This is a genomic window from Kribbella sp. NPDC056345 (assembly GCF_042262745.1).
In the GTDB taxonomy this organism is placed as follows: domain Bacteria; phylum Actinomycetota; class Actinomycetes; order Propionibacteriales; family Kribbellaceae; genus Kribbella.
This window is the reverse complement of record NZ_JBHJQQ010000007.1, coordinates 42,299-68,937: the sequence shown is the minus strand read 5'-3', so window position 1 is coordinate 68,937 and position 26,639 is coordinate 42,299. Positions and strand designations below refer to the sequence as shown.

The 26,639-nt window shown below is 68.5% G+C and carries 21 protein-coding genes and 1 tRNA gene; 9 read left to right on the top strand and 13 right to left on the bottom strand.

The window, feature by feature from the left end; all coding sequences use genetic code 11:
- The first annotated feature begins 1 nt into the window (after position 1).
- Positions 2-682: a pyridoxamine 5'-phosphate oxidase family protein gene (locus ACFCV3_RS24520; RefSeq protein WP_376033460.1), complete on the top strand. Its 681-nt coding sequence runs from the start codon at positions 2-4 to the stop codon at positions 680-682.
- Here the strand turns inward: ACFCV3_RS24520 and ACFCV3_RS24515 are convergent.
- The 3 genes from ACFCV3_RS24515 to ACFCV3_RS24505 all read right to left on the bottom strand — a co-directional run bounded on the left by ACFCV3_RS24515 (position 679) and on the right by ACFCV3_RS24505 (position 3,045).
- Complete coding sequence (locus tag ACFCV3_RS24515; protein ID WP_376033458.1) at positions 679-1,467, bottom strand: ABC transporter permease; 789 nt, start codon at positions 1,465-1,467, stop codon at positions 679-681. The genes ACFCV3_RS24520 and ACFCV3_RS24515 overlap by 4 nt on opposite strands.
- Positions 1,467-2,402, bottom strand: coding sequence for an ATP-binding cassette domain-containing protein (locus ACFCV3_RS24510; RefSeq protein WP_376033456.1), 936 nt, complete (start codon positions 2,400-2,402; stop codon positions 1,467-1,469). Before ACFCV3_RS24510 ends, ACFCV3_RS24515 begins: the two co-directional genes overlap by 1 nt.
- A gap of 118 nt (positions 2,403-2,520) precedes the next feature.
- The gene (locus ACFCV3_RS24505) at positions 2,521-3,045 is read right to left on the bottom strand and encodes an EXLDI protein (RefSeq protein ID WP_376033454.1); all 525 of its coding nucleotides are present in this window, start codon (positions 3,043-3,045) and stop codon (positions 2,521-2,523) included.
- 259 nt (positions 3,046-3,304) lie between these two features.
- Between ACFCV3_RS24505 and ACFCV3_RS24500 the strand changes: the two genes are divergently transcribed.
- Both ACFCV3_RS24500 and ACFCV3_RS24495 read left to right on the top strand, forming a co-directional pair.
- On the top strand, positions 3,305-4,297 hold the full coding sequence (locus tag ACFCV3_RS24500) for an ABC transporter substrate-binding protein (RefSeq protein ID WP_376033452.1): 993 nt from the start codon (positions 3,305-3,307) through the stop codon (positions 4,295-4,297).
- A gap of 44 nt (positions 4,298-4,341) precedes the next feature.
- Positions 4,342-7,506 (top strand): BTAD domain-containing putative transcriptional regulator, encoded by a 3,165-nt coding sequence (locus tag ACFCV3_RS24495; protein WP_376033450.1) that lies wholly within the window; start codon positions 4,342-4,344, stop codon positions 7,504-7,506.
- A 4-nt stretch (positions 7,507-7,510) separates the two neighbouring features.
- Here the strand turns inward: ACFCV3_RS24495 and ACFCV3_RS24490 are convergent, their stop codons facing one another.
- Positions 7,511-8,425 carry an NlpC/P60 family protein gene (locus ACFCV3_RS24490; RefSeq protein ID WP_376033448.1) on the bottom strand — a complete coding sequence of 305 codons (915 nt, stop codon included), beginning with the start codon at positions 8,423-8,425 and terminating at the stop codon, positions 7,511-7,513.
- A gap of 131 nt (positions 8,426-8,556) precedes the next feature.
- A complete protein-coding gene (locus ACFCV3_RS24485; protein ID WP_376033446.1) occupies positions 8,557-8,817 on the bottom strand; it encodes a cell division protein CrgA in 261 nt (86 codons plus the stop codon).
- Between the two features lie 112 nt (positions 8,818-8,929).
- On the opposite strand from ACFCV3_RS24485, the gene ACFCV3_RS24480 reads away from it, so the two are divergent.
- Both ACFCV3_RS24480 and ACFCV3_RS24475 read left to right on the top strand, forming a co-directional pair.
- A complete protein-coding gene (locus ACFCV3_RS24480; RefSeq protein ID WP_376033444.1) occupies positions 8,930-9,703 on the top strand; it encodes a DUF881 domain-containing protein in 774 nt (257 codons plus the stop codon).
- Positions 9,704-9,723: 20 nt separating this feature from the next.
- Positions 9,724-10,341 carry an aminodeoxychorismate/anthranilate synthase component II gene (locus tag ACFCV3_RS24475; RefSeq protein ID WP_376033442.1) on the top strand — a complete coding sequence of 206 codons (618 nt, stop codon included), beginning with the start codon at positions 9,724-9,726 and terminating at the stop codon, positions 10,339-10,341.
- A gap of 58 nt (positions 10,342-10,399) precedes the next feature.
- On the opposite strand, the gene pknB is transcribed toward ACFCV3_RS24475, so the two are convergent.
- The 6 genes from pknB to ACFCV3_RS24445 all read right to left on the bottom strand — a co-directional run bounded on the left by pknB (position 10,400) and on the right by ACFCV3_RS24445 (position 17,899).
- A complete protein-coding gene (gene pknB / locus ACFCV3_RS24470; protein ID WP_376033440.1) occupies positions 10,400-12,235 on the bottom strand; it encodes a Stk1 family PASTA domain-containing Ser/Thr kinase in 1,836 nt (611 codons plus the stop codon).
- Between the two features lie 117 nt (positions 12,236-12,352).
- The gene (locus ACFCV3_RS24465; protein ID WP_376033438.1) at positions 12,353-13,801 is read right to left on the bottom strand and encodes a peptidoglycan D,D-transpeptidase FtsI family protein; all 1,449 of its coding nucleotides are present in this window, start codon (positions 13,799-13,801) and stop codon (positions 12,353-12,355) included.
- Complete coding sequence (locus tag ACFCV3_RS24460; RefSeq protein WP_376033436.1) at positions 13,798-15,183, bottom strand: FtsW/RodA/SpoVE family cell cycle protein; 1,386 nt, start codon at positions 15,181-15,183, stop codon at positions 13,798-13,800. Before ACFCV3_RS24460 ends, ACFCV3_RS24465 begins: the two co-directional genes overlap by 4 nt.
- Positions 15,180-16,562 carry a PP2C family protein-serine/threonine phosphatase gene (locus ACFCV3_RS24455; RefSeq protein ID WP_376033434.1) on the bottom strand — a complete coding sequence of 461 codons (1,383 nt, stop codon included), beginning with the start codon at positions 16,560-16,562 and terminating at the stop codon, positions 15,180-15,182. Before ACFCV3_RS24455 ends, ACFCV3_RS24460 begins: the two co-directional genes overlap by 4 nt.
- 10 nt (positions 16,563-16,572) lie before the next feature.
- On the bottom strand, positions 16,573-17,055 hold the full coding sequence (locus ACFCV3_RS24450; RefSeq protein ID WP_132406816.1) for an FHA domain-containing protein: 483 nt from the start codon (positions 17,053-17,055) through the stop codon (positions 16,573-16,575).
- Between the two features lie 10 nt (positions 17,056-17,065).
- Positions 17,066-17,899, bottom strand: a complete 834-nt coding sequence (locus ACFCV3_RS24445) for an FhaA domain-containing protein (RefSeq protein ID WP_376033432.1) — start codon at positions 17,897-17,899, stop codon at positions 17,066-17,068.
- A gap of 169 nt (positions 17,900-18,068) precedes the next feature.
- Between ACFCV3_RS24445 and ACFCV3_RS24440 the strand changes: the two genes are divergently transcribed.
- Positions 18,069-18,152, top strand: a tRNA-Leu gene (locus ACFCV3_RS24440).
- A gap of 67 nt (positions 18,153-18,219) precedes the next feature.
- Here ACFCV3_RS24440 and ACFCV3_RS24435 read toward each other — a convergent pair.
- Positions 18,220-19,050: a carbon-nitrogen hydrolase family protein gene (locus tag ACFCV3_RS24435; protein WP_376033430.1), complete on the bottom strand. Its 831-nt coding sequence runs from the start codon at positions 19,048-19,050 to the stop codon at positions 18,220-18,222.
- Between the two features lie 204 nt (positions 19,051-19,254).
- Between ACFCV3_RS24435 and ACFCV3_RS24430 the strand changes: the two genes are divergently transcribed.
- From ACFCV3_RS24430 to ACFCV3_RS24420, 3 genes are all read left to right on the top strand, one after another.
- Positions 19,255-21,921 (top strand): BTAD domain-containing putative transcriptional regulator, encoded by a 2,667-nt coding sequence (locus tag ACFCV3_RS24430; RefSeq protein ID WP_376033428.1) that lies wholly within the window; start codon positions 19,255-19,257, stop codon positions 21,919-21,921.
- A 79-nt stretch (positions 21,922-22,000) separates the two neighbouring features.
- Positions 22,001-22,450, top strand: a complete 450-nt coding sequence (locus ACFCV3_RS24425) for a helix-turn-helix domain-containing protein (RefSeq protein ID WP_376033426.1) — start codon at positions 22,001-22,003, stop codon at positions 22,448-22,450.
- A complete protein-coding gene (locus ACFCV3_RS24420) occupies positions 22,437-22,982 on the top strand; it encodes a helix-turn-helix domain-containing protein (RefSeq protein ID WP_376033424.1) in 546 nt (181 codons plus the stop codon). Before ACFCV3_RS24425 ends, ACFCV3_RS24420 begins: the two co-directional genes overlap by 14 nt.
- Before the next feature lie 22 nt (positions 22,983-23,004).
- Here the strand turns inward: ACFCV3_RS24420 and ACFCV3_RS24415 are convergent, their stop codons facing one another.
- Positions 23,005-26,601, bottom strand: coding sequence for a S8 family serine peptidase (locus ACFCV3_RS24415; protein ID WP_376033422.1), 3,597 nt, complete (start codon positions 26,599-26,601; stop codon positions 23,005-23,007).
- Between the last annotated feature and the right edge of the window lie 38 nt (positions 26,602-26,639).

Genomic DNA, 26,639 nt, shown 5'->3' with positions numbered 1-26,639 from the left:
TATGACGATCACGCCGCTGCAACCGACTGCCCGGACCTCACTGCGCCGGGAGAAGCATCGCGCCGCGACTGAGCGGACCGCCCTGTACGACGTACTGGCGGAGGGGATGTTCTGTCATCTCGGGGTGGTGGTCGACGGGGTGCCGTTGGTGCTGCCGACGGCTTATGGGGTGGATCTGGATCGCGGGGCGGACGGAACCTTGTACCTGCACGGGTCGGTGGCGGCGCGGAGTGTGGTGGCGGCGCCGGAGCAGACGGTGTGTGTGACGGTCACCCATGCCGATGGGCTGGTGCTGGCGCGGTCGGCGTTTCATCACTCGGTCAACTACCGGTCGGCGGTGATCTTCGGCGTACCGCGGCTGGTGACCGATCCGGAGGAGAAGCTGCCCGCGCTGAACCGGATCGTGGATCACCTGGTTCCGGGGCGGTCGTCCGGGACCCGGGCGCCGAATCGCAAGGAGCTGGCCAAGACATCGGTGCTCGCGCTCGCGCTCACCGAGGCGTCCGTGAAGACCCGCACCGGTGAGGCGAACGACGAACCCGACGACCTGGACCTTCCGCACTGGACCGGCGTGGTTCCGCTCCGGGTGGTCGCCGACGAGCCGATCACGAACTCGGACTGCGACCTGCTGGTACCGGCCCACGTTCGCACCCGGGCCAACCAGCTCGGGGCGCCCTCCTAGGCCGCGGTGCCCTTGTTGTAGCTCTTCTGCGCCCAGAAGTAGCCGACGACGGTGATCGCGATACACCAGGCGATGGCCAACCAGCCGGAGCCGGACTCCATCGGCGTACCGAGGAGCAGGTGCCGTAGTGAGTCGATGATCGGGGTGAACGGCTGGTACTCGGCGAACCAGCGGATGCCACTCGGCATCGCCTCCAGCGGCAGGAAGGTGTTGCTGAGGAAGGGCAGCACGAAGCTGATCGGCAGCACGATGTTGCTCGCGCCCTCGGCCGTCTTGCTGATCAGGCCGAGCGCGATCGCGAACCAGGTGAGCGCGATGGTGACGAGGATCAGCAGCCCGGCCGCGAGCAGCCAGTCCACGATCGACGCGTTCGGGCGGAACCCGATCAGGACGGCGAAGCCGACCACGAGGGCCAGGCTGACGATCGTCAGGATCACGTTGCCCAGCACGTGCCCGGTCAGCACGGACGGCCGGTAGATCGCCATCGTCCGGAAGCGGGCGACGATGCCCTCGGTCATGTCCATCGCCGCGCCGATCGCGGGTGACATCGTCCCGGAAGCGATCGACATCAGCAGCAGACCCGGTGTGAGGAAGTCCAGGTAGTCGAAACCGCCGCCGTTGATCCCGGCCGAGAACGTGTCCCCGAAGAGGACACCGAACAGCAGCAGCATGATGATCGGCATGCCGATCGCGCCCGCCGCGAGGGACGGATAGCGCAGCGAGTGCCGCAGGTTGCGGCGCAACATGGTGGCGGTGTCGGCCACGGCGTACGACGTGGTGCTCATCAGCTGGCAACTTTCTGGTCGGAGTGATCGGTGACGGCGAAGAAGACGTCGTCGAGGTCGGGGGTGTGGACGGTGAGTTCGCTGACCTCGAGCGAGGCGTCCTCGATCCGGGCCAGCAGGTCGCGGAGCGCATGCACGCTGCCGTCGTTCGGCACCTGCAGGGTCAGGGCTTCGGTGTTCGGCAGAGCAGTCGGCAGGACCTGACCGGCGAGTGTGAACTCCTCCGGTGAGTTGAACCGCAGCTGCACATGTCCGCCGGGTACGAGCCGCTTGAGCTCCTCCGGCGTCCCCTGCGCGACCAGCCGGCCGTGGTCCAGTACGGCGATCCGGTCGGCCAGTTGGTCGGCCTCTTCCAGGTACTGCGTGGTGAGCAGCACCGTGACTCCGCCGGCCACGAGCTCCCGGATCATCGACCACATGCTGTGCCGGCTGCGCGGGTCGAGACCCGTGGTCGGCTCGTCGAGGAAGATGATCTGTGGGCTGCCGACCAGCGTCATCGCCAGATCCAGCCGGCGCTTCATTCCGCCGGAGTACGTCATCGCGAGCTTTCCGCCCGCCTCGACCAGGTCGAACTGTTCCAGCAACCGGTCCGCCCGTTCACGTCCGGCCCGGCGGCCGAGGTGGTACAGGTCGGCCATCATGATCAGGTTCTCCCGGCCGGTGAGCAGGCCGTCGACGGCCGAGAACTGCCCGGTGACACCGATCGCCGCTCGGACCGCGTCCGGATCGGCGTACAGGTCATGACCGGCGACGCGGATCTGACCGGCGTCCGCGGTGATGAGGGTGGACAGGATCTGTACGGCGGTGGTCTTGCCGGCCCCGTTCGGCCCGAGCAGGGCGAAGATGGTGCCTTGGGCAACGGTCAGGTCGATACCGTCGAGGACGAGTTTGTCGCCGTAGGACTTGTGCAGTCCGAGAGCTTCGATCGCAGACATGAGTCTTCCTGTTTCCGGGCAGGCTTGCGCCGCCCTGGGGTGTGGTGTGGTGAATGAGGGTGTGCGGAACCGACCGGCCGACCTGGTAGGTGCCGGGGACGTTCGGTGTGGGGACGAGCTAGATGTCGAGGTCCTCCACCGCGGGCTGGTCGGCGGCCATCTCGACCAGGGCGTAGAGGTCTTCCGGGATCAGGTCACGCAGTTCCTCGACGGTGTCGACGACCTCGAGGGTGGCTTCGCCCTGCGCCATGCTCCAGGACTGGTCGGAACTCCAGTTGCCGACCCAGGAGCGCCAGCCGGTCAGGTACTTCTCGTCGTCGGCGCCGGTTGTGAACTGTGCGCTGCGATCGGCGTGCAGCACGAACTTCCCGCTCCGGCTGCGGTACACCTTGAAGGCTTCGTAGCCGGAACTGCTGGACCGGCCGCCCTCGGCGAGCAGCACCCCGGAGAAGCGCTGTTTACGTCCGGAGCCGCGTCCGACCCGGACGGTGATCTCGTCGTACCCCTCGAACTTGCCTTCCTCCAGCTCGACGTACCGGCGGAGGGCGATCGAGATCGCCGAGGACAGGTTGCCGGCCAGCTCCTGGGCGCGCTTGTAGAGCGGCAGGTCGTCGTCCGACACGTAGATCGTCTTGTTCGGCATAAGTACAACTATACGCATAGCTGTACGTAGAGCGCCAGCCTGAGATGAACGGTGTGGAAACAGTGGTCGACAAAACCTGATTTATCCACAGATTTGGGCCAGTTTGCGGTGGAAACGGTGGAAAACCTGGGGTCAACCTGGGGATAAGTCGGCCGAAACGGTGTGCACAGCTGGGGATACGGGTGTGGATAACTCTGAGCCAGAGCCGTGATCTAAGGTAAGGCTTGCCTTATCAAATCCGGTGAAGGAGTGCTCCGTGATGCTGTCTCGACGAAGTCTGCTGCTCGGAGCGGGAGCCACGCTGGTGCTCTCCGCCTGCTCGAACTCGAAGGACCCGGAGCTCGGCGGCGCCGCGACCGGCCCCTGGGAGTTCACCGACGACCGCGGGGTGAAGATCACCCGGCCGTCCCGGCCCACCACGCTGGTCGCGCAGATCCAGTCCGCCGCCGCGGTGTGGGATCTCGGGCTGCGACCGGTCGGCACCTTCGGCAAGGCCAAGAAGGCGGACGGTACGGCGGACATCCTGGCCGGCAACGTGGACCTGACCAAGGTCACCTCGTTCTCGGAGACCTGGGGTGAGTTCTCCGTCGAGAAGTTCGCCGCGCTGAAGCCGGACCTGCTGATCGCGCCGATCCACGTCCCGCAGGAACTCTGGTACGTCCCGAAGGAGTCCGTCACCGCGATCGAGGCGATCTCACCGACCCTCGGGGTGGACTACCGGGAGCGCTCGGTGGACGCGGTCATCGACCGGTACGCCGAGATCGCGGCCGCCCTGGGTGCCGACCTGAAGGCCGAGCCGGTGGTCAAGGCCAAGGCGGAGTTCGCCGCTGCCTCGAAGGAGCTCGGCGACCTGGTCGGCAAGCAGAAGGGCCTCAAGGTCCTCTTCGTCTCCGGCGGCAAGGACGGCCTGTACTTCGGCAACCCCGCGGCCTTCTCCGACCTCTCCCTGCTGAAGAAGCTCGGGGTCGGTTTCGTCACGCCGAACTTCGACCCGAAGCAGCCGCACTGGGAGAACGTTTCCTGGGAGCTCGCCGACAAGTACCCGGCCGACGTCATCCTGTACGACGCGCGCAACGCCGAAGCGTTCACCGTGGACAAGGCGAAGTACCCGACGTTCGCCCGGCTGCCCGCCGTACGGGCGAACCAGCTCTTCGCCTGGAACCCGGAAACACCAACCAGCTGGGCCCAGTTCGCCCCCGCACTCCGTCAGCTGACCGCAGACCTCGGCAAGGTCCGCCCGCTCTCGGCGTAAGCAGCTTGTTCCTGTGACTGCGGGGAATCCGTAGGATACTTTCTGTGCCCCGTTTCGGTGCGGTGCTGCGGACCCTTCGGCGGACCGCCGGAGTCACCCAACGGGAGCTCGCTGATCGGGCCGGCCTCAGTGCGGGGGCGGTCCGCGACTTGGAGCAGGGCCGAACCAGAAGCCCGAGGCAGGACTCGATCGAGGCCATCATTGCGGCCCTGGCGCTGAGTGGACACGATGCCGGGATTCTCCGGTCCGCCGCCGGGTCGCGCCGATCTGTCGTCGGTACCAGCGCCGGAGCGTTGCGCATCGGAGTCCTCGGCCCGGTCGAGGTCTGGCACGGCGATGTCTCCGTGCCGATCAACTCCGGTCCGCAGCGGAGATTGCTGGCCCGGCTCGCCCTTGCTGCGGGTGCGATGGTCGGTCAGGACGAGCTCATCGATCTCCTCTGGCCGCGCGACGTACCCAGTAACGCGGTGAATCTGCTGCACACCCGGGCCGCCAGGCTGCGACGGCTGCTGGCGGTCGGCGGGCCGATCAACCGGGTCGTCGTTGGTGGCACCGGCTACCGGTTGGCGCTGAACACGGACGAACTCGACCTTCTGACCTTCCGCGACCTCCTGGCCCAGGCAGAGCGTGCCGCCCCAGAGGTCGCCTTGGCCAAGCTGGCGGATGCCGTGGCACTGTGGCGCGGCGACAGCGATCTGGAGACGCTGACGTCCGACCCGCTCTACCTGGCAATCGTCAACGAGTACACGGCCGCCGTACTGGCCTTCGCGACACTGTCCCGTGAGCTCGGCGAGCCGGAACAAGCACTGAAGCCACTGCGGGAGCTGACCACTCGGCACGAATTCGACGAGCCGCTGCACGTCGAGCTGATCCAGACACTGGCCGCGGCCGACCGGCAGGTCGAGGCACTCGCGGCGTACGACCGAATCCGCTCTGGTCTCGCCGGCCAGCTCGGGATCGACCCCGGCGAGCGGCTGCGCGCGGTGCATCTCGAGGTGCTCCGCCGGCAGCACGGGTCATCTGTGCAGCGAATGGTCATCCAGCAAGCGCCGTCCGCGCCGCCGGACTTCATCGGCCGCGCGGACGAGCTGGCAACGATCTGTACGGCGCTCGGCCGGCCCGGCGCGCTGTCGTCCCAGGTCGTGCTGATCAGCGGAATCGCGGGGGTCGGCAAGACCGCCTTGTCCCTGACTGCCGCCCACCGTCTCCGCGCGGAGTATCCGGATGGACAGCTGTACGCCGACCTCCGCGGCAGCGATGCGACGACACCCGCACCGATCCAGGTACTCGGCCGCTTCCTCCGCGCGCTGGGTGTACCTGGCCGGCGGATCGGCACCGACGAGGCCGAAGCCGCCGCACTGTTCCGCAGCGAGCTCGCCGACCGGCGGATGCTGGTGTTGCTCGACAACGCACAGGACGCGACCCAGGTGCGACGGCTGCTGCCGGGGGCCGGGCGCAGCGACGTCATCGTGACGAGCCGGCGGCGACTACCGGACCTGGCCGCCGCCTGCGTCGTCAACCTCAAGCCTCTCACCCAGGACGACGCGATCCGGCTGATCGCCTCCACCGCGAGAACGGATCGGCTGGATGCCGACCATGACGGTGTGAGCGCGCTCGCGGAGGCGTGCGCGCGGCTTCCGCTCGCGCTCCGCATCGCCGGCGCGCGGCTCGCCACCCGGCCGGAGTGGACGGTGGCGGACCTCGCCCGCCGCCTGGACGACGGCAACCGGCGACTCACCGAGCTCAGCCTCGGCGAGTCCAGCGTGCTCAACAGCTTCCAGCTCAGCTACGCCGACCTGAGCTCCGATGCCCAGCGCGCCTTCCGGCTGTGCAGCCTGCACCCTGGCGACGACTTCAGCGCCGACAGCACGGGGATTCTGCTCGGGCTGCCGACCGTCGAGGCCGAGCGAGTCCTGGAAGACCTCCTTGAGGCGAACATGCTCCTGCAGCACACGAAGAACCGCTACCGGTTCCACGATCTGCTCGGCCTCTACTCCCGTCGGCTGGTCGCCGAGGACAGCGAAGCAGGCACCGCCCGGACCCGGCTGTATTCCTGGTACGTCGACGCTGTGACGGCCGCGATCGATGTGGTGTATCCGCAACTCGTGCGACTGGGTGGGCACCCCGAACCGGCCGGCTACTTCGACTCCGAAGCCGGAGCGCTCGGCTGGCTCGACGACGAGCTACCCACCTTGCTGGCCGTCGTGACGGAGACGGCGGACTCCGGCGAGAAGTCGCTGTCCTGGCGAATCGCCGACCAGCTCCGCGGCTACTTCCTGATTCGTCGGCATGCCGACGGCAGGCTGCCGGCGGCACGGGCGGCCGCAGCAGCTGCGTTGACGGACGGCGACGACCGTGCGCAGGTCGCGATGCTGATCAACCGCAGCCAGGCGTTGGACGACGCCGGCCGGAGCGAGGATGCACTGTCGGACTGTCTGGCCGGTCACTCCCTCGCGATCGCCGTCGGCTGGACCACCGCCGCTGCCTACCTGGCCCATCAGATCGGGTGGCTCCAGCTGGAGCGGGGCACGGTCGGCGACGCCGACCTGTGGATGCGGCGCGCCCTGGAGCTGACCGAAGACGAGCAGCACGGCCATGTCCGGGCCATCGCGCTCAACGGCCTCGGGAAGACCTGCATGTACCGAGGCGAACTGCGAGAGGCGGCCGACCTCTTCGGTTCCGCCCTGCAGATCAACGAGATCGGCCGCGCGACCTCCGCGCTCGCCATCCGCGGGAACCTGGCGAGTGCCTTGCGGCACCTGGGCGAGGTCGACCGTGCGGCCGGCCTGCTCGCCGACGTACTGGAGGCCTACCAGCGCCGCACGCATCTGCGCGGCGAGTTGTCCACGCTGGACGAACTGGCCCGGTTGTACTGCCGGCGCGGCGACGGAGTGGGCGCCCTCGAGGTGGCCCTGCGCGCCTACGACCTCGCGCTTGTCATCCGCGACCGAAAGGCCCAGGCTCAAACCGCGTCGACCGTGGCGCAGGCTCACCTCACGCTCGGCGATTCCGCCGCGGCCATCAAGTGGAGTACTGACTGCGTCGCCGTCGCGCGGAACGACTACCGGTACATCGAGGCCGAGGCACTGTTCACCCTGGCCGCGGCCCAACGCCGTACCGGCGACTCGGCGGCCGCCGCCGACGCCACCGCGCAGGCTACGGCGATTGCCGTAGCCTGCGGATTCCGCCTGCTCGAGACCCAGGCGTGAGTTGTCAGTCGGTGGAGACGCCGAGGATGCGGTAGATCCCGACGACGCCGCTCCACATGGGGTGCGTGGCAAGGCCGAGGTCTTCGTTGAGGGCGCCGTAGGCTTCGTTGTTTCCGGCGTAGAAGTCGACGTGGTCGATCAGCGAGTCGCCGTCGAGGTTGTAGAAGAACAGGTCACCGACCTTCGCGTCCGCCCGGTCGACCCGCTTGGCGTAGACCTTCGCGGGCGAGGTGTGCGTCGTCGCCCATCGGTAGATCGAGTCGGAGGTGCGGACGCTGCCGAAACCGGGGAAGAGCGGGATCTTGTCGTACGACGTCAGCGTCAGCCCGGAGCAGTCGTAGTAGTTCGGGCCCAGGCCGTAGTCCGGGGCCTGGTCCCCGAACCGGTACTGCTTGTCCCGCTCGATGTAGGCATTGTTGTAGGCGATCCGGGTCCAGTTGAAGATGTTCCGGGACTTGGTGCAGCCGTCGTCGCCGGGATCCTGGGCGGTGGTCCCGTTCTGGACCTTCACCTTCAGGTGATTCAGGTCGGCGATGTTCTCGGGGTTCCAGTCACCTTCGAGGCCGACCTCACTGGTGCCGTTGCCGGATCGGAGCACGTAGTACGTGTTCCCGCCGGGGAAGATCATGGGGGTGTCGACGTTGTTGCTGCCGATGGCGTTGATCCGCAGGACCGGAGAGAAGCCGGCCGCCGTGCCGGTGTCTTCGAGGGACCACCGCACCGTCACCCGGTTCGGGCCCAGCCAGTCGACCTGGATGAAGGCCGAGGCGCCAGGGCACTCGACAGTGAGTGTCGCGCTCGGGTTGGCCAGACCGGCGGCGTGCGCCGGTGCCGGCCCGACGAGAAGCGTTCCGGAGACTGCGGTGACCAGCGTCATGGCCAACGCTGCGAAACTTCGGCGCAGACGGTTGGGTTGCATGATGAGACTCCTTCAACCTTCGGGCGGTGCGCCCCCGCGGTGCGGACGCGCTTTGTGCCGAGGTTAGGAATCGCTGCTGCCGCCGAACTGCCCGTACTGCCCGTACCGGCGGCGCTCCCGTACCGCCTAGGTCAGACCCACTGGGTCGAGACGACGAAGCCCAGGGCGATCAGGCCCATGCCGACCAGCAGGTTCCAGTTGCCGAGGTCCTTCATCAGCGGGATGTCCTGGCCGGCGACGTAGAAGACGACCAGCCACGCGAGCCCGAGCAGCCAGGACGCCAGCATCAGCGGGGCGACCCAGACACGGCTGGTCGTGCGCGGCTGCTTCGGCGTCTTCTCGGCCTTGACCTTCTCGGTCTTCTTCTTGTTACGACTGCTCGACTCGGGCACGGCTGAACTCCTTGTAAGGACGCATAAGCTGACCTCTTGAGGGCCAGGAGGCTCGGACCTGTCGGTCCGGTCCCGGGTTAGCGTAGTGCAGAGAGCGATCTGGAGGTGACTGGTGCGTAGGTTGAAGCGGATTTCACTGTGGCGCGCGGGCGTGCCGCTGGCGCTGCTGTGCGCCGGTCTGCTGTTCGCGACCAGCGCCACCAGTGCCCGTGGGACCGACCTGCGGCCCAGCCGGAACACGACGCTGGCCGGGCTGGTGGAGGAGCAGAGCCGCCGTAGCGCCGCCCTGGTCCGCCAGCACGCCACGCTCACCCAGGATATCGAGCGGTTGCAGGCACAGCAGGGGTCGATCGACCCGAAGATCGCCAAGCGGCTCAAGAGCCTGTCCGACGCGGTCGGGATCACGCCGGTGACCGGTCCCGGACTCACCGTGACGCTGAAGGACGCGCCGAAGGAAGTGGTCCGGGACAACCCGGATGTCGACGCCGACTGGCTGGTGATCCACCAGCAGGACATCCAGGCCGTGGTGAACGCGCTCTGGGCCGGTGGCGCGGAGGCGCTCTCGATCCAGAACCACCGGGTCATCTCCACCACCGGGATCAAGTGCGTCGGCAACTCGGTCGTCCTGCACGGCGTTCCGTACCTCCCGCCGTACAAGATCACCGCGATCGGCGACCGGCGGAAGCTGCAGAAGGCGCTGGACGACTCGAAGTACATCGAGAACCTGCAGGACTACGTGGTGAAGTTCCAGCTCGGGTACGACGTGAAGACCGAGTCCTCGATCGCCATGCCGGCCTACGAGGGCACGCTGGACCTGCAGAGCGCCACCGTGCCCGGGTTCGACCGCACCCCCACCGCCAGCCCGACCGCCACCGGCGGGCGTTGAGACCTGTCAGAATGGGCCGCATGCCGCGCATCCTCGTCGTCGACAACTACGACTCGTTCGTCTACAACCTGGTGCAGTACCTGCAGCAGTTGCAGGCCGAGACGACAGTTCTGCGCAACGACGAGGTCACCCCTGACCAGGTCGCGGCGTACGACGGTGTCCTGCTCTCCCCCGGTCCCGGGACCCCGGAAGAGGCCGGTGCCTGCGTCGACATCGTCAAGGAGGCGGGTGGCGAGGTGCCGATCTTCGGCGTCTGCCTCGGTCTGCAAGCGATCGGCGTCGCGTACGGCGGCGTGGTCGGTCGCGCCGACGAGCTCCTGCACGGCAAGACCAGTCAGGTGTTCCACGAGGGTGCCGGTGTGCTGAGCGGCCTGCCGTCGCCGTTCACCGCGACCCGCTACCACTCGCTGGCCATCGAGCAGGACACGGTCCCCGACGAGCTGCAGGTGACCGCCCGGACCGAGGCCGGCGTGATCATGGCGGCCCGACACCGCGACCTGGCGGTCGAGGGGGTCCAGTTCCACCCCGAGTCGGTCCTCACCGAGGGCGGCCATCGCATGCTCGCCAACTGGCTGGAGATGTGCGGCGACCCCGGCGCCGTCGAGCGCTCCGCCGGAATGGCCCCCCTGGTCAGCTGACCGCCGGACAAACGAAAGCCCCCGCCGAGGCGGGGGCTTTGTCGTTTCTCGGTTGTGGTCAGCCGCCGATGATCGGCGTGGTGGTCGGGTTGCTCGGGTCACCGGACGGGTCCCCCGAGGGGTCGCCGGTCGGGTCACCCTCGGGCAGGCGGTTGATGGTCAGCGTGATCGTGCTGCCCTTCTGGGCCTTCTTGCCGCCCTCGACGCTCTGCGCGAGCACGGTGCCGTCGACCGCGTTCGGGTCCTCGCCGTACTTCTGGCCGACCACGAAGCCACGGGCCTTCAGCTGGGCGATGGCGTCGTCGGCGGGCACCGTGAGCAGCTGCGGCACCTCGACCATCACCTTGCCGCTGGACACCGTCAGCGTGAACGTCGTCCCGGAGCCGTACTTCCCGGTCGGGTCCGGGCTGACCGCCAGCACCTCACCGGCCGGCTTGTCGGAGTCCTGCTCGACGTTCTTGTCCGCGACCTTGAACGCGCCGGGCGCGTTCTCGATCTTGCTGCGGGCCTGGTCCTCGGGCAGCCCGATCACCTTCGGCACCGAGAAGGACTGCTGGCCGGAGGAGAACGTCACCGTGACGGTCGAGCCCTCTTCGGCCTCGGTACCGGCGGCCGGCGTCGACGAGATCGCCTTGCCCCGGTCGACGGTCTGGCTCGGCACCGAGTCGCCCTGGGCGAAGACCAGCTTCACCTCGGCCAGCTTCGCGGTCGCCTGTGAGGTGGTCAGTCCGCTGACATCCGGTACGGCGACCTTGTTCACCACCGGCGTCGTCTGGCCACCGCCGGCGTTGTTGTTGTCCTTGCCCATGCTGTTGATCAGCGCGTAGCCACCGATCGCCACCGCGACGATGGCCAGCCCGAGCAGGAAGTAGGCCAGGCCGCGGTTCCGGCGGGCGCGCGCGTCCTCGATGTCGTCGTCGCCACCGCCGGGCGGGAGCAGGTCGTCGTTGGTCTGCCGGAACGTCTGGGTGGCGGCCGGTGCGACCCGCGTCGGCGCCATCGCCCGGGTCTCGGCGACCGCGTGCATCGGCGCGGTCACCTGCTGCCCGGCGAGCACGCGGTGCAGGTCCTGACGCATCTCGGTCGCGCTCTGGTAGCGCTCGTCACGGTTCTTCACCAGTGCCTTGAGGACGACGGCGTCGACCTCCGGCGGGATGTCCGGGTCGAACGACGACGGCGGCAGCGGCTGCTCGCGGACGTGCTGGTAGGCGACCGACACCGGCGACTCACCGACGAACGGCGGCCGGCCGACGAGCAGTTCGTACAGCAGGCAGCCGGTCGAGTAGAGGTCGGAGCGGGCGTCCACGGTCTCGCCGCGGGCCTGCTCGGGCGACAGGTACTGCGCCGTACCGATGACGGCTGCGGTCTGGGTCATGTCCGAGGTGGTGTCGGCGACCGCGCGAGCGATCCCGAAGTCCATCACCTTGACCTGGCCCTGCGGGGTCAGCATCACGTTCCCGGGCTTGATGTCGCGGTGGACGATCCCGGCCCGGTGGCTGTAGTCGAGTGCCTCGAGCACACCGGAGGTGATCTCCAGGGCGCGCTCGGGCATGATCTTGCGACCCTCGCGGATCAGGTCCCGCAGGGTCTTGCCGGTCACCAGCTCCATCACGATGTACGGGATGGTGATACCGGAGCCGTTCGGGTCCGGCTCTTCGCCGGTGTCGTAGACCGACACGATGGTCGGGTGGTTCAGCGAGGCCGCCGACTGGGCCTCCCGCCGGAACCTCGCCTGGAAGGTCGAGTCACTGGCCAGGTCGACCCGCAGCCGCTTGATCGCGACCGCCCGGCCGAGCCGGTTGTCGATCCCCCGGCGCACTTCGGCCATGCCGCCGCGGCCGAGCGGTTCGCCTTCTTCGTACCGGCCGCCGACGAGACGTGCCTGCGATGTCATGACCTCAGCCTTCCAACCTGTCCGGAAACACGTTCAATTTGCCCACGGTAGCTTCCGCCACCAGTGGATCCCCGTTGGAAAGACGCTCTGTGAGCGCATCATTCCGTATGGTGCTCGTCATCGGAGCACCGCCTCCATCACGGCTTTGGAGATCGGCGCGGCCAGTGCGCCACCGGCGATGTCGTTGCGTGCGACGTCGGCCGATTCGATCATCACCGCGACCGCGATCTGCGGGTCGTTGGCCGGTGCGAAGGCGGTGAACCAGGCGAACGGCGGGCGCTCCGGCGAGGTCTGCGCCGTCCCGGTCTTACCGGCCACCTCGATACCGTCGATCTGTCCCTTCTTGCCGGTGCCGTTCTTCACGACGTCGACCATCATGCCGGTCAGCTGGGCGGCCACCTCGGGGGTGACGGCCTGGTGCAGCGACTCCGGCTTGGTCTCGGAGACCGTCTTCAGGTTCGCGGTCTTCACGCTCTGGACCAGGTAGGGCTTCATCACTTCACCCTTGTTCGCGATCCCGGCGGCCACCATCGCCATCTGCAACGGGGTCGCGCGGACGTCGAACTGGCCGATCGCGGACTGCGCGGTCTGCGGCTCGTTCGGGTCGCCCGGGAAAGCGCTGGCGACACCGGACAGCTCCGGCAGGTGGCGCTCACCGAACCCGAACTTGGCGGCCTGCTCGCGCAAGGCGTCGGCCTTGAGCTCCAGGCCGACACTGCCGAAGGCGGTGTTGCACGAGTAGCGCAGCGCGATCGTCAGGGTCGCCTCGTTGCTGCCGCCGCAGTTCTTCCGGTCCTCGTTCACCAGCGGGGTGGTGGTCTGCGGGAGCGGCAGCTCGGCCGGCGAGTTGGTCTTCGTCTCCGGCGTGTACTTGCCACTGGAGAGCGCGGCCGCGGCGGTGACGAGCTTGAACGTCGAGCCGGGCGGGTAGGTCTCGCGGGCCGCGCGGTTCAGCGTCGGCTTGTCCGGGTCCGCCTCCAGCTTCTTCCAGGCGGCCGAGACCTTGCTCAGATCGTGGCTCGCCAGCTGGTTCGGGTCGTACGACGGAGTGGTCGCGAGGGCCAGGATCTTGCCGGTCTTCGGCTCGATCGCGACCACCGCGCCCTTCTTGTCGCCAAGACCCTTGTACGCCGCCTGCTGGGCCTTGGCATTCAGCGTCAAGGTGACACTCGCGCCCTGCTGCGGACGGTTGCTGATCACGTCGATGATCCGGCGGAACGCCAGCGACGGGTCGGAGCCGTTCAGCTCCGAGTTCTGGTTCAGCTCGATTCCGGCCCGGCCGAACAGGTAGGAGTAGTAGCCGGTGACGGGGGCGTAGACCGGTCCCTCCGGGTAGGTGCGCTGGTACTTGAACCGGTCGCTGGACGGATCGCTCTTCGCGATCGCCTTGTTGCCGATCAGGATCGCGCCCCGGTCGACCGAGAACTGCGAGTCCCGGACCCGCTTGTTGTCGTTGCGCCCGTTCAGCTCGTTGGACCGGAAGGCCTGCAGGTACGTCGAGTTCGCCATCAGGGCGAGCATCAGCACCATCGCCGCCACAGCCAGTCGTCGGATCGCCGAGTTCATGCCTTCTGCACCGCCATCGCGATCGTTTCGTCGGACACCGGGGCGGCAGGTGTCTGTGGTCTCCGGGCCTGGTCGCTGATCCGCAGCAGCAGCCCGATGATCGCCCAGTTCGCGACCAGCGACGTACCGCCCAGCGCCATGAACGGGGTGGCCAGACCGGTCAGCGGAATCAGGCCGGTCACACCGCCGACGATCACGAAGACCTGCAGCGAGAACGACATCGCCAGACCGGTCGCGATCAGCTTGCCGAAGATGTCCCGGCAGGCGAGCGCCGTCCGCAGGCCGCGCTCGATGATCAGGGTGTAGATCAGCAGGATCGCGATCAGCCCGGTCAGCCCGAGCTCCTCGGCGAACGAGGAGATGATCATGTCGCTGTTCGCGTACAGGGTCAGGTGGGGCTGGCCCTGGCCGAGGCCGCGCCCGAGGATGCCGCCCCAGGCCTGGCCCATCAGACCGACCGCGATCTGGCCGCCGTCGATCGAGAACGGGTCCAGCCAGTCGTTGATCCGCTTCGTGACGTGCCCGAAGGTCTGGTAGGCGAAGTACGCACCGGCGACGAACAGCAGGCCACCGATGATCAGCCAGCCGGCCCGCTCGGTCGCGACGTACAGCAGGAACAGGAACAGGCCGAAGAACAGCAGCGACGAGCCGAGGTCGCTCTCGAAGACCAGGACACCCAGGCTGACCAGCCAGGCGACCAGGATCGGGCCGAGGTCGCGGGCGCGGGGCAGGTCCAGACCGAGGAACCGGCGGCCGGCCAGCGTCAGCACGTCCCGCTTCACGACCAGGTAGCCGGCGAAGAAGATGACCAGGCAGACCTTGGCGAACTCACCGGGCTGGAACGACATCCCGGCGACCCGGATCCAGATCGAGGCGCCGTTGATGTTCACACCGAGGCCCGGGACGAGCGGCAGCACGAGCAGCACCAGACCGACCAGGCCGAGCGTGTAGGTGAAGGCCTGCAGCCGCCGGTGGTCGCGGACCACGATGACGACGGCCAGGAACAGTACGACGCCGACCGCGGTCCAGGTGATCTGCTGCGGTGCGAACGGGACGCCCTTGGTCCGGCCGATCGAGGTCAGGCCGAGGTCGATCCGGTGGATCATCGCGACGCCCAGACCGTTCAGCAGCACGGCACACGGCAGGATGACGGGATCGGCGTACGGGGCCCGGAAGCGGAGCGCGAGGTGCGCGATCAACGCGAGCAGACCGATGCCGGCGGCGTACAGGCCGGTGCTGGCCGGGACGCCGTCCTGCGCGGTGATGCCGATGTTGACGTAGGCGCCGACCGCGATACCGACGGCGATCACGAGCAGGAACAGCTCCACCCCGCGCCGGGTCCGCGGGATGATCTGGATGACCGAGGTGGAAGCGATGCTCATTTGACGCCGTCGCAGTCGTCCGGGTTGGCGGTGCCGCCCGGGGTGCTCGCCGTACCGGACGGGGTTTTCGTCGGCGCGGTCGTGGCCGGCGGCTTCGAGACCGGCGGATTGGAGGGCTTCACCGTCGGCGTCGGCGTCGGCGGCGTGAGCTTCTTCGCGCACTCCTCGGCCGTGCGCTGCAGCTCGCTGACGATCGCGCGGGCGCCGGCCAGGTCGTCAGCCTCGATGTTGCTCTCCACTTGCTGGCGGTTGTACGTCGGAAGTTTGTCCACCTGCAACTGCTGCTGCTTCTCGTAGACCTTGGTCAGGGTGACGCCGGGAATGTCCGCGTCCACACCCTGGAAGATCGCCACGAAGTCACCGTCGGTGCCGACGTAGTACTGGTCCTGGGTCCAGCGGTAGCCGTACCAGCCGGCTCCGACGATCAGACCGAGGATGATCAGCACGGCCAGGATGCGCCGGACCCACGGGAACCGCTTCGGCGGGCGGGGCGCGTAGCGCAGCTCCTCCGGGTCGAGGGGCGCGCCGCGGCCGCCGCTACCACCACCGCTGTTGCTGCCGCCGGGGACCAGCGTGGTCGCCTCACCGCGGCCGGTGCCGCCCTGGGCGAGCTCGGCCGCGGCCCCGACCAGCTGCGGGGTGCTCCCGCTGGCCGGCTCGGTCTCGACCACGTCGGCCACCACGCAGGTGATGTTGTCGTTGGAGCCTGCTTCGAGTGCGTGCGTGATCAGCTCGACCACGACCGAGTCCGGCGTACCGTCGGCCATCGAGGCGGCGATCACCTCGGCGGCGACGTAGTCGGGCAGCCCGTCGCTGCACAGCATCAGCCGGTCGCCGGCCTGGACGTCGAGGATCTGCAGGTCGGGATCGGAGTCCGGCCGGCCGTCCAGCACCCGCAGGATCAGGTTGCGGTGCGGGTGGGTGAAGGCCTCCTCCTGGGAGATCCGGCCCTCGTCGACGAGTGACTGCACGAAGGTGTGGTCGTGGCTGAGCTGGTAGAGCAGGCCGTCCCGCATCCGGTACGCCCGGGAGTCGCCGAGGTGCGCGAGACCGAGCTGCTGGCCGTCGAACATCAGCGCGGTGACGGTGGAGCCCATGCCCTCGCGCTCGGGGTCCTCCTCGACCAGCTCGGACAGCCGCTCGTTGGCGCGGTGCACGGCACCGGCCAGCGCCTCGATCATGTCCTCGCCGCTGATGGCGGCGGTGTCGAGCCGCCGGATCACCTGGACCGCCGCCGCGCTGGCCACCTCACCGGCTGCCGCGCCACCCATTCCGTCGGCGAGCAGCAGCAGGTGCGGACCGGCGTACGCCGAGTCCTCGTTGTTGCGGCGCACCCGTCCGACATCGGACAGTGCGGCGTAGTCGAGCGACAGGGTCATCGAGGCAGGCCTACTTCGCGATGTTCAGCGTCGTCCGGCCGATCCGGATCGAGCCACCGATCTCGGCCGGCACCGGGCGGGTCACCCGCTGGCCGTCCAGGTACGTCCCGTTGGTCGAGCCGAGGTCCTCGACCCACCACTGACCCTCGGACAGGAACAGTCGCGAGTGCCGGGTGGAGGAGTAGTCGTCGTCGAGCCGGATCTGGCAGTCCGAACCACGGCCGATCACCACGGGCTCCTCGACCAGGGTCGCGCCGACCCCGGCCTGCGGGCCGTCGGCGATCGTCACCGATCCGGGCAGTCCCTTGCGCTTCTTCACCGGCTTGGCCGGCTTCGGCGTCCGGGCCGCGGCCGGTACGGCGGCCGCCGCGGCCCGGCTGTCCACCTTCGCCCCGAACAGGTCGGAGCGAATCACGGACAGCACGGCCAGCACGAACATCCACAACAGGGCCAGGAACCCCAGTTTGATCAGGGTCAGCGTCAGTTCCGACATGGTGGTGCGGTCACCACCCGCTGCTCGGCGGTTGAGCCATCGGCTCGTCCGCCAGCCGCAGTGTCATCGTGGTGTTGCCGATCCGCACCGTCGAGCCGTCGACCAGCTCCTGCTCGGTGGCGCGCCGGCCGTTCACCAGCGTGCCGTTGGTCGAGCCGAGGTCGACCAGCACCACCCGGATCCCGCCGTTGCCCTCGGGCATCAGCCGGATCTCCGCGTGCCGCCGGGAGACCCCGGGGTCGTTGATCTGGATGTCCGCATCGGTGCCACGGCCGAGCACGACACCCGGCGGGTTGACCGGGCGGCGACGCCCGTTGACCTCGAGCATCACCTGCGGGTGGCCGCTGCGGCGTGGCTGCGGGGCGGGCGGTGGGGTGACCGGGGCGCTCTGCAGCACCGTCTGGCCGTCGTTCGGCGGCACGTAGGGCTCCTGCTGGTAGGGCTGCTCGTAGGACGGCGGGCGCCGTTGCGGTGTCCCGACGGTCGCACTGACCACCCGGAACTTACCGGTCGGGAGGTCGTCGGCTTGCGTCAGCTCGATCTCGATCGGCCCGGAGAACGTGTACCGCTGGATATCGGCATGGTCCCGCAGCTCGTTGGACAGCTCGTGGTTGAGGGTCCGGCCGTACGCGTTCAGGCGCTCGAAATCGCCCGGGCCCAGTTCGATGGTGAAGTGGTTCGGCACCAGCCGCCGGTCCCGGGACAGGATCCGGGCGGTGTTGTCGATCTCACGCTTGAGCGCCGCAGCCAGCTCGATCGGCTCGACATCGCCCTTGAATGCGCGCGCGAAGACACCGCTCACGATGCCCTCCAGACGTCGCTCGAAGCGCTGCAGCGGTCGCACGCCTCCTCCTCCACGGTCGGTCCACGGTCCGTATCCACCGGTCGTGGCGGACACACCGGGTACGACGATCGATCGTAACGGGAGGTTCGACCGAACCCGCAATGTGAAGCACCGGGAGATCCCGTGCTAATGTTCCTTCTCGTCACAAAGACGTCGTCTGAGTGGCAGCGCGCGGGTGGCGGAATAGGCAGACGCGCACGGTTCAGGTCCGTGTGCCCGAAAGGGCGTGGGGGTTCAACTCCCCCCTCGCGCACAGCGATTGCCAGCAGGAATCCCGGTCGAGAGACCGGGATTTTTTGTTTGTCCTGAGGTGTCCTCGCTCACAGTGCGGTCCGGTTGGTGGAGCGTGGGTCGGTGACGGCGCGGGAGCGGTAGATCTCGCCCTTGGTGGCGATGGCGCGCCAGGGGCGGGCGGCGTGCAGTGGGAAGTTCAGGGTGGGGTCCTCGCGGTCGATGGTGGCGAAGGCGAGCTGGGACTGGCCGGCCACCTGGGTGGTGTAGAGGCCGGCCGGGGTGAGCAGGCCGGACGGGGTCGGGTCGTCGGGCAGGGCCGGTAGTGAGGTCGAGACCCAGTAGCAGTTGATCGCGGCATGGGCGGCGGCCTTGGTCTCGAAGGGCTCGTTGGCGCCGTACGACGAGAGCAGCAGGCACTCGACACCGAGGCGCTCGTACTGCGCGAACAGCTGCGGGAAGTTGATCTCGATGCAGATCAGGGTGCCGAAGCGGTAGCCGTCGACGTCGAAGACGACGGGGTCGAAGCCGGGCGTGTAGAAGTGCGTGATCTCGGTGTGTGAGCAGAGGCGCTTGTCGTAGCGGTCGACCAGGGTGCCGGTGTCGGAGATCACGTACAGGCTGTTGTGCGGGCGGTGCGGCGGGGTCAGCGGATGTGCCGAGCCGAGCACGACCCAGATCTCCAGCTCGGCGGCCAGTGCCATGATCTGCTCGAGCTCGGTGCGGACGGCGGCCCAGTCGACGTCGGCCCAGTCGGCGATCTGCGCCTTCGCGTAACCGCTCAGCATGCCTTCGGGGAACTGCACCAGCCGGGCCCGCCCGGCCGCTGCCTTCCGCATCAGCGAACGGACCGTCTTCCCGTTCGCCGCCGCGTCCGCGGTGATGGTCGGCTGAGTGATGGCAATGCGAATCCCCGTCATCGCCCTACCGTCTCAGCCCGCGCCGACAGATGTGGGGACCGGCGCGGGGAATCCGTTGGCTGCAACGAATGGTCAGGAACCTTGATAGGCGGAATCTGTACGGGACATGTGCTCTCCTTCGTTCTTCCGTACCATCGCGCAGGAGGTTTGACCGCAACCTTGTGTCAGCCTTGAATCCGCAGGTCAGCGTGCTGGAGGCGGCAGATGGAGTACGGCGTACTGGGGGAGGTCGTGCCGACGGCGCTGGGGCATTTGCGGCAGCGGTCGGTGGTGGCCGTGCTGTTGCTCGAGGCCGGTCGCCCGGTGACCGCGGACCAGCTCGTCGAACGGGTTTGGGGTGACAGCGCGCCGCAACGCGCCCGCGAGACGCTGTACGCCTACCTGTCCCGGCTGCGCGCTGTCCTAGACGCAGAGATCGTCCGCCAGTCCGGTGGCTACGTTTTGCAGGTCGACCCGGACCAGGTCGACGTCCACCGCTTCCGTCGCCTGGTCGCGGCGGCCGGCGCCGAGCAGTCGGCAGCTCTCTTCGAGGAGGCGCTGGACCTCTGGCGCGGCGAGGCCCTGGCCGACCTCGACACCCCCTGGTTCGCGGAGCAACGCGAGCGCCTGCACGCGGAACGCTTCGCCGCCGAGCTCGACCTGACCGACCTGCAGCTGTCCCAAGGCGAGTACGGCGATCTCCTGCCGGTACTGCGGAGTCGCAGTCAGGCGCATCCGCTCGACGAGCGCGTGGCCGGTCAGCTGATGCTGGCCTTGCAGCGAGCCGATCGAGCTGCTGATGCACTGCAGGAGTACGACCGCATCCGCCGCGCGCTCGTGGACGAGCTGGCGATCGAACCGTCCGCCCGGCTCCAGCAACTGCAGCAGGAGATCCTCGGCACCACCCGCGCCGACCGCGTGGTGCCGCAGCAACTGCCGGCGGCACCGGCCACCTTCGTCGGACGCGACCCGGTGCTCAAGCAACTCTCGACCGCTTTGGCTGGGGATCACCAGCAGGCGACGGTCGCGGTATCGGCGGTCGGCGGCGCCGGTGGGATCGGCAAGACCTCGCTGGTTCTGCACTGGGCACATCGCAACCTGGCCCGGTTCCCGGATGGTCAGCTGTTCATCGACCTGCGCGGTTTCGACCCGGTGGAACCGCCGCTGCCGGCCGACACGGCCATGAGCGGTCTCCTCCAAGCTCTCGGTGCCGGGCGGCTTCCACCCGATCCACAGGCCCGGGCAGGTTTGTACCGGACCATGCTGGCGGGCAAGCGGCTGTTGCTGGTGCTGGACAACGCCAAGGAGAGTTCGCAGGTCGCACCACTGCTGCCAGGTACGGCCGGGTGCACGGTGATCGTCACCAGCCGCAACCGCCTGGGCGGACTGCTCACGCGGCACGGCGCCGTACCGGTGGATCTCGATGTCCTCGATCCTGCTGACGCGCGGGACCTCCTGCAGCGACAGATCGGTGCAGACCGGGCGAGTGCGGAGCCGGCGGCGTTCGACGAGTTGCTGACGCACTGTGCCGGCCTGCCGCTGGCACTGGCGATCGTGGCGGCCCGGATCGCCGGCCGGCCCGACTTCCCGTTGTCGGCCTTTGCCGAAGAGCTACGAGACACAGACGCTCGGCTGGACGCCTTCGAGGCCGGTGAACTCGACGCGGGGCTGCGCAGTGTCTTCGAGTGCTCGTACCGCTCCCTCGACCCAGATGCCGCCGCCCTGCTCGCATTGCTGGCCCACGTCCCCGGGCAAGACATCAGTACGGCGTCAGTGGCGGCGCTCGTGGACGGGAACCCGCGGCGCAGTCTCGCTCGGCTGGAGAGCGCGCATCTGATCCGTCAGCACGCTCCTGGTCGCTACAGCCTGCACGACCTGATCCGCCTGTACGCCCGCGAGCAGAAGGTCGACGACAGCCAGGCCCTATGGCGACTGGCCGACCACTACCGCCGAGGCGCTGTCGAGGCGGACCGGGTGGTCGCTCCGGAGCGCTCACCGGTGAACGGCGACCAGATTGGTCCGTTGGGTCTGAAAGACCGCGACGAGGCCGGCGCCTGGGTGGATGCCGAGGCCGACAACCTGCTGGCGACCCAGCGACTGGCCATGGAACGCGGCTGGCACGACATCGTCTGGCACCTTGCCTACGGCCTGACGGTCTTTCAGAGCTGGCGCGGGCAGGACACACTGACCGCGGAGATGTGGGCGAACGCGCTGACCGTCGTACCGCACCTGGACGAGGCTGCCGACCAGGCGATGGTCCACCGCTACTACGGCCGCAGCCGTGGGCTGTTGGGGCAGCGTGACGAGGCGTTGTCGCATCTGGAGCAGGCCCTGGTCTATGCGGCACGCAGCGGCCGGCCAACCGAGCATGCGGCCTGTCTGCAGATGCTGGCCGGGGCCCTGTGTAACCAGCAGGACTTCGCGGCCGCACTGCCCTACGGGCTCGCTCAGCTGGAGCTCTACAAGACCTTGGGCAAGCAGCGGTGGCTAGCGGACTCCTACAACGTCGTCGCCTGGATCCACGCCAAACTCGGCCACTACGACGAAGCACGCGCAGCCGGCCTGGCGTCACTCGAGATCTTCGAGCAGACCGGTGACCACGACAGCCGTGGCGACGTACTGGACTCCCTCGGCATGGCAGCGCTGGCGGCCGGCCGCTTCGACGAGGCATTGACCGCATTCGAGGACGCACTCACGTCGTACGAGCAGATCAGCAACGTGCGCCAGACAGCCGAAACCCGGAACCACATCGGCGACGTCCACCACGCCCGCGGCGACCTGGCCGAAGCACGCACCGCATGGCAGGACGCCCTGACGGCGTACCGCGACCAGGGTCGCGAACAGCAGGCCGAGAGCGTGCAACTGAAGCTGACCGCCCTCGACGCCGAGTAAGGATTTGATCAAAGCCGCGCGGAAAACGGTCGCCGTGGGCGCGTCCGGACTGGTTAGCTGGGGTGCGGGAGGTGAATCGATGCAGGACGGCTTGTTGCTCGACGCCCAGGAGGAACGGGCTTATCGGCTGCTCGTCGGCTTGTCGGCCGCGCGCTCGGCCGAGCTGGCGGAGGTCGCCCAGCTGTCGCCTCAGGAGGCCGTGGAGGTTCTGCAGCGGTTGCAGGCGAAGGGGCTGGTCGCGGTCAGTCAGTCCGCCGATGAGCCGGTGTTCCGCGCGTTGCCGCCGGATGTTGCGCTCGGGACGACGCTGCTGCGTCGGCAGGAGTCGCTCGAAGCGGCCCGCAAGACGGTGGCTGTGCTGAGCGAGGAGTTCCGGGCCAGTGCGAGCCGTCGGGACGCGCACCATCTGGTCGAGGTCGTCGTCGGCGCCGCGGCGCTGCGGGAGCGCGCTCCGGGACCTGCAGGAGTCGGCCCGCGAGGAGATCCTCTGGTTCTGCCGAGCGAACCCTCTGGCCATGCCAGGCGCTGAGAACACCGAGGAGTACGGCGCTCTGTCCCGCGGGGTCCGCTATCGCGCCATCTACGAGCGGGCGCTGCTTGAGACGCCCGGCGAGCTCGACACCATCGCCGAGGGCATCAGCTGGGGTGAGGAAGCCAGGACACTGCCCACTCTGCCGGTCCGGCTCGCGATCGTGGACAGAGCGACCGCAGTCTGCCCGCTGGTCCGCGACGACGAGCTAGGCATCGGCGAACCCACTGCTGCCGTGATCAGTCGCGGCCAGCTGCTCGACGCAGTCCTGGCGCTGTTCGAGAGCCACTGGGAGATGGCCACCCCGGTGACGATGCACTCCGGCGGAGCGCCGGCCACCGGGGTTCTCGACGACCACGAACGCTTCCTGCTCTCGCTACTCGTTGCCGGCGTGCCCGACAAGTCGATCGCCTCGCAGCTCGGGATCAGCCGCCGTACCGTCCAGCGCCGCCTGGACCGCCTGATGATGCTGGCCGGTGTGGATACCCGCACCGGCCTGGCCTACCAAGCCGCCAAACGCGACTGGCTCTGACCAGGCCCGGTGCGAGCCTGCACTACTTGACGCCGTAGGCCCTGATCACGGTCTGAGTGACCTTGCTGCCGTCAGCACCGGTCGCCTGGACCTTGAGGGAGACGGTGTTGCGGGCGTTGGGGACGACCGCGAGGTACTGGCCGAGGGCGCCCACCACGGGGAGCCGCTGCCAGGACTTGCCTTCGTCGTACGACGCCCACGCCTGCAGGCCCTTCGTCTTGGGCGCGTCGAAGCCTAGGACGTGTGTGCGCGGTGCACGGCCGTTCAGATCGGTGGGCGCCTTGTAGCCGACCTGTAGCAGGGACAGCGGGGTCGCTTTGTCCTCTGCGGTCTTGGCCGAGCGGAACTCCCAGCTGGTCTGCGTCCGCGTACCCCAGAGCCATTCACCGTCCGGATCGTTGCGTTCGGTGCTGAGGTCCAGCCGGTACGACGCGTCGCCGCTGGTGGTGATCACGTCCTGCCACGCATCGGGCAGCTCGGCGATCGTCGTACCGTTGCGCGACAGCACTGCTGACGCCGCACTGGTCTCGCCGATCGTGTAGTGCCCGTTCGAGTCGACGAAGGACGGGATGCGCAGCGAGAGCCGGTCACCTGTCCTCGTGGAGACCACACCAGGTGCAGCGGCCGGCCGGACGACCGGACCGAACCACGTCTCGTTCGACGTACCGGTGCGGTAGCTCTTGGGCTGTTCGGTCATGCCACCGCGCAGCGGGTTCATGGTGTCCCAGGTCCAGAGGTGGTGGACCCGGTGCTGCCAGAGCGAGTCACCGGAGGTCACCCACTCCTCACGGACCTTTGGCGTCTGGACGAACCGCTGGTAGTCGTTCCACGAGTAGTCCTGCCACGGGCGCCAGCCGAACCGCTGCTCCTTGGCCCAGCCGAAGCCGCCGTTGTCGTGGTACCGCGTGGTGACGCGTGCGGAGTTCTGCGGGGTCACCTTGTAGGTGATCTTGCTGGGGATCGCCCCGGTCGACACCTGCTGTACGTCGTACAGATACGGACTGGACGTCGTCAGCGTCACGTCGATGCTGGCGTGGCCGCGCCGGGCGCGGTCGATCAGCTTCTGACCGTTGCCGGCCGTGGTCACCATCGCCGGGATCGGTTCCCGGTCTCCCAGCGGTCGCCAGACCGTCCACGCGCCTTGTCCGGCTGGACGGACCAGGATGATCGCAGCGGCTCCAGCGGCAGCCGCTGCCGCGATCTGCTCCTCCTCGCTCATGTCCTCCCGAGTGCGCTCAACCAGCAGCGCGCCCTTGGCCGCCTTGAGAACGAGCGGGAACCGCCGCTTACCTTCGTACGACGGCGACTGGTGCAGCAGGTTGATGTCGAGCTCGGGCATCGAGGTCTGGACCAGCGGTGCGACCAGCTGCCAGCGGGACGAGAACTCGAATTTGCCGTCCTGGACCGGCTTGGTCGGCGTCACGTTCACCTGCTCGACGGTGCTGAAGTGCATCACCCCGTGGCTGATCGACCGGCCGTTGGGGTACTCGCGATGCACGTAGTAGCTGAGGATCGACTGCTGCTCGGACGGCTTCGGCGTCTCGATGGTGATCGGAACCGCCTTGCGGGCATCGATGACGATTTCCCGGTCCTTGTCGACCACGACGTTCGGATCGGTGAACAGGCTGACCTGCTCGTGTTCCGGGTCGTAGCTCTCGACCAGCGAGTGCAGCAGGTACGTGCCCTCCTCGATCTGGGCCTCGTAGGTCTGACCGTCACCGATCCAGGCAAGTACGTCGGAACGCGAGTTGCTGCCGTAGAGCGAGATGACCGGGACACCGGTCGGCTGGCCGTCCAGTCCGACCGCTCGCAGGGTCACCGTGTGCTTCGGGCCCTGCTTGAACGCGCCCACTGCAGTGTGGGTGAGCACTCCGTTCGGCCCGGTCGCTGTGACCCAGCCGCTGTGCAGACCGCGCTCAAGTTTGGCCGTGTCCAGGTTCAGCGAGACCTCGGTGCTTCCGCGAGCCGGAACGGTGACGGTGGCGGGGAGGCCGAGGGCGTCGGTCTCAGCCGCGCCGGTGTCGAGGTTGGTCACTGCTGTGGACAACGCCAGCGTGATCGGTGCGGTGCTGTCGTTCCGGTAGGTGATGGCCCGGCTGCTCGAGCCGGTCGTGTTCTGCAGGCCGAAGTCGGCCACACCGCTCGCGAACACCTGCTGGGCAACCGCACGCGTCAGGTCTACCCGGCCGGCGCCTTGCTCGTAGGCAGTCTGGTTCGCCTGCGTCTTCGCAGTGCTGACCAGTGCGTTCTTGAGCTGGTCGGCCTTCCAGTCCGGGTGCTGCTGGGCGAGCAGCGCCGCAGCGCCGGCCACGTGCGGCGTGGCCATCGACGTACCGGAGGCGGCCGTGTAGAGGTTGTCCACCGGGTTGCCCATGTCGGTGCCGGCTGCGCGGGCCGCAACGATCTCCACACCCGGTGCGGTGATCTCAGGCTTCAGTCCGCTGTCGCCGAGCCGCGGTCCGCGGCTGGAGAACTCGGCCAGCTTGTCGGTGCGGTCGACCGCGCCGACTGTGAGGGCAGCGGCTGCGGAGCCCGGCGTACCGACCGTCTCGTCGCTCGGGCCGTCGTTGCCGGCTGCGATGACGAACAGCGCGCCGGTCCGCGCGGTGATGTCGTTGACCGCCACGCTCATCGGGTCGGTCCCGTCGGTGGCCCCACCACCGAGGCTCATGTTGATCACCTTGGCGCCCTTCGCGGCCGCCCACTCCATCCCGGCGATGATCCACGAGTCGTACCCCATGCCGTCGTCGGCAAGCACCTTGCCGATCAGCAGGTCGGCCTGCGGCGCGACACCCTTGCGGGCACCGCCTGCCCCCGCACCGGTGCCGGCGATCGTCGCAGCGACGTGCGTGCCGTGGCCGAAGCGGTCGGCCGATCCGGTCGCGCTGTTGGAGAAGTCCTCGGCCTCTTTCACCTTCCCGGCCAGATCGGGGTGCTGCGCGTCCACACCGGTGTCCAGTACGGCGACCTGGACGCCGGAACCCTGGTAACCCGCCTTCCACGCATCCGGCGCACCGATCTGCGGGACGCTCTTGTCCAGCGCCGGACGCACCTTGCCATCCAGCCACACCTTGCTGACGCCGCTGCTCAGCGTCCTGGCACCGGCAAGTGACTTCCACAGTTGCGGGAGCTCGCCCTTGGCCGCTGACACCGCAGCGCCGCCGATCGAGTCGAGCTGCCGGGTGGTCGTCGTACCGGCGAGTGCGGAGGCACTCCGGGCGCCACCGGCGTACTTGACGATCAGTGGGAGCTGCGGTGCGGCCGAGTCGCCGTACCCGTCCCGGATCAGCTCGTCCACGTCGAACAGGTCGACGTCGAGAACGCCGGTGGAGATGTACGGGACGGCGTCACCCGGCAGCACGCGCAGTCCGCCGTCCGCCTCGACGGTGTGGAACGCCACGCGTTCGCGGCCCGGTGCAGGCTGGACGCTGGCCGCCTTCTTGCCGTTGCCGGCCTCGGTGACCGAGACGACGTCCCCGGTGATCAGGGTGACGGAGTTGGTGGTGGGCTGGGCACTCCCGCGCTGGGGTGGTGACCCCGCGCTGGCAGGCGCCACCGTGACCGCGCCGAGGGTCAGCACCGCGGCGAGGGTGACCGCGGGGATCCGTGGTGAGGGCATGGGCAGTCTCCTCGTTCGGAGTTCAGTAGTTCACAGGC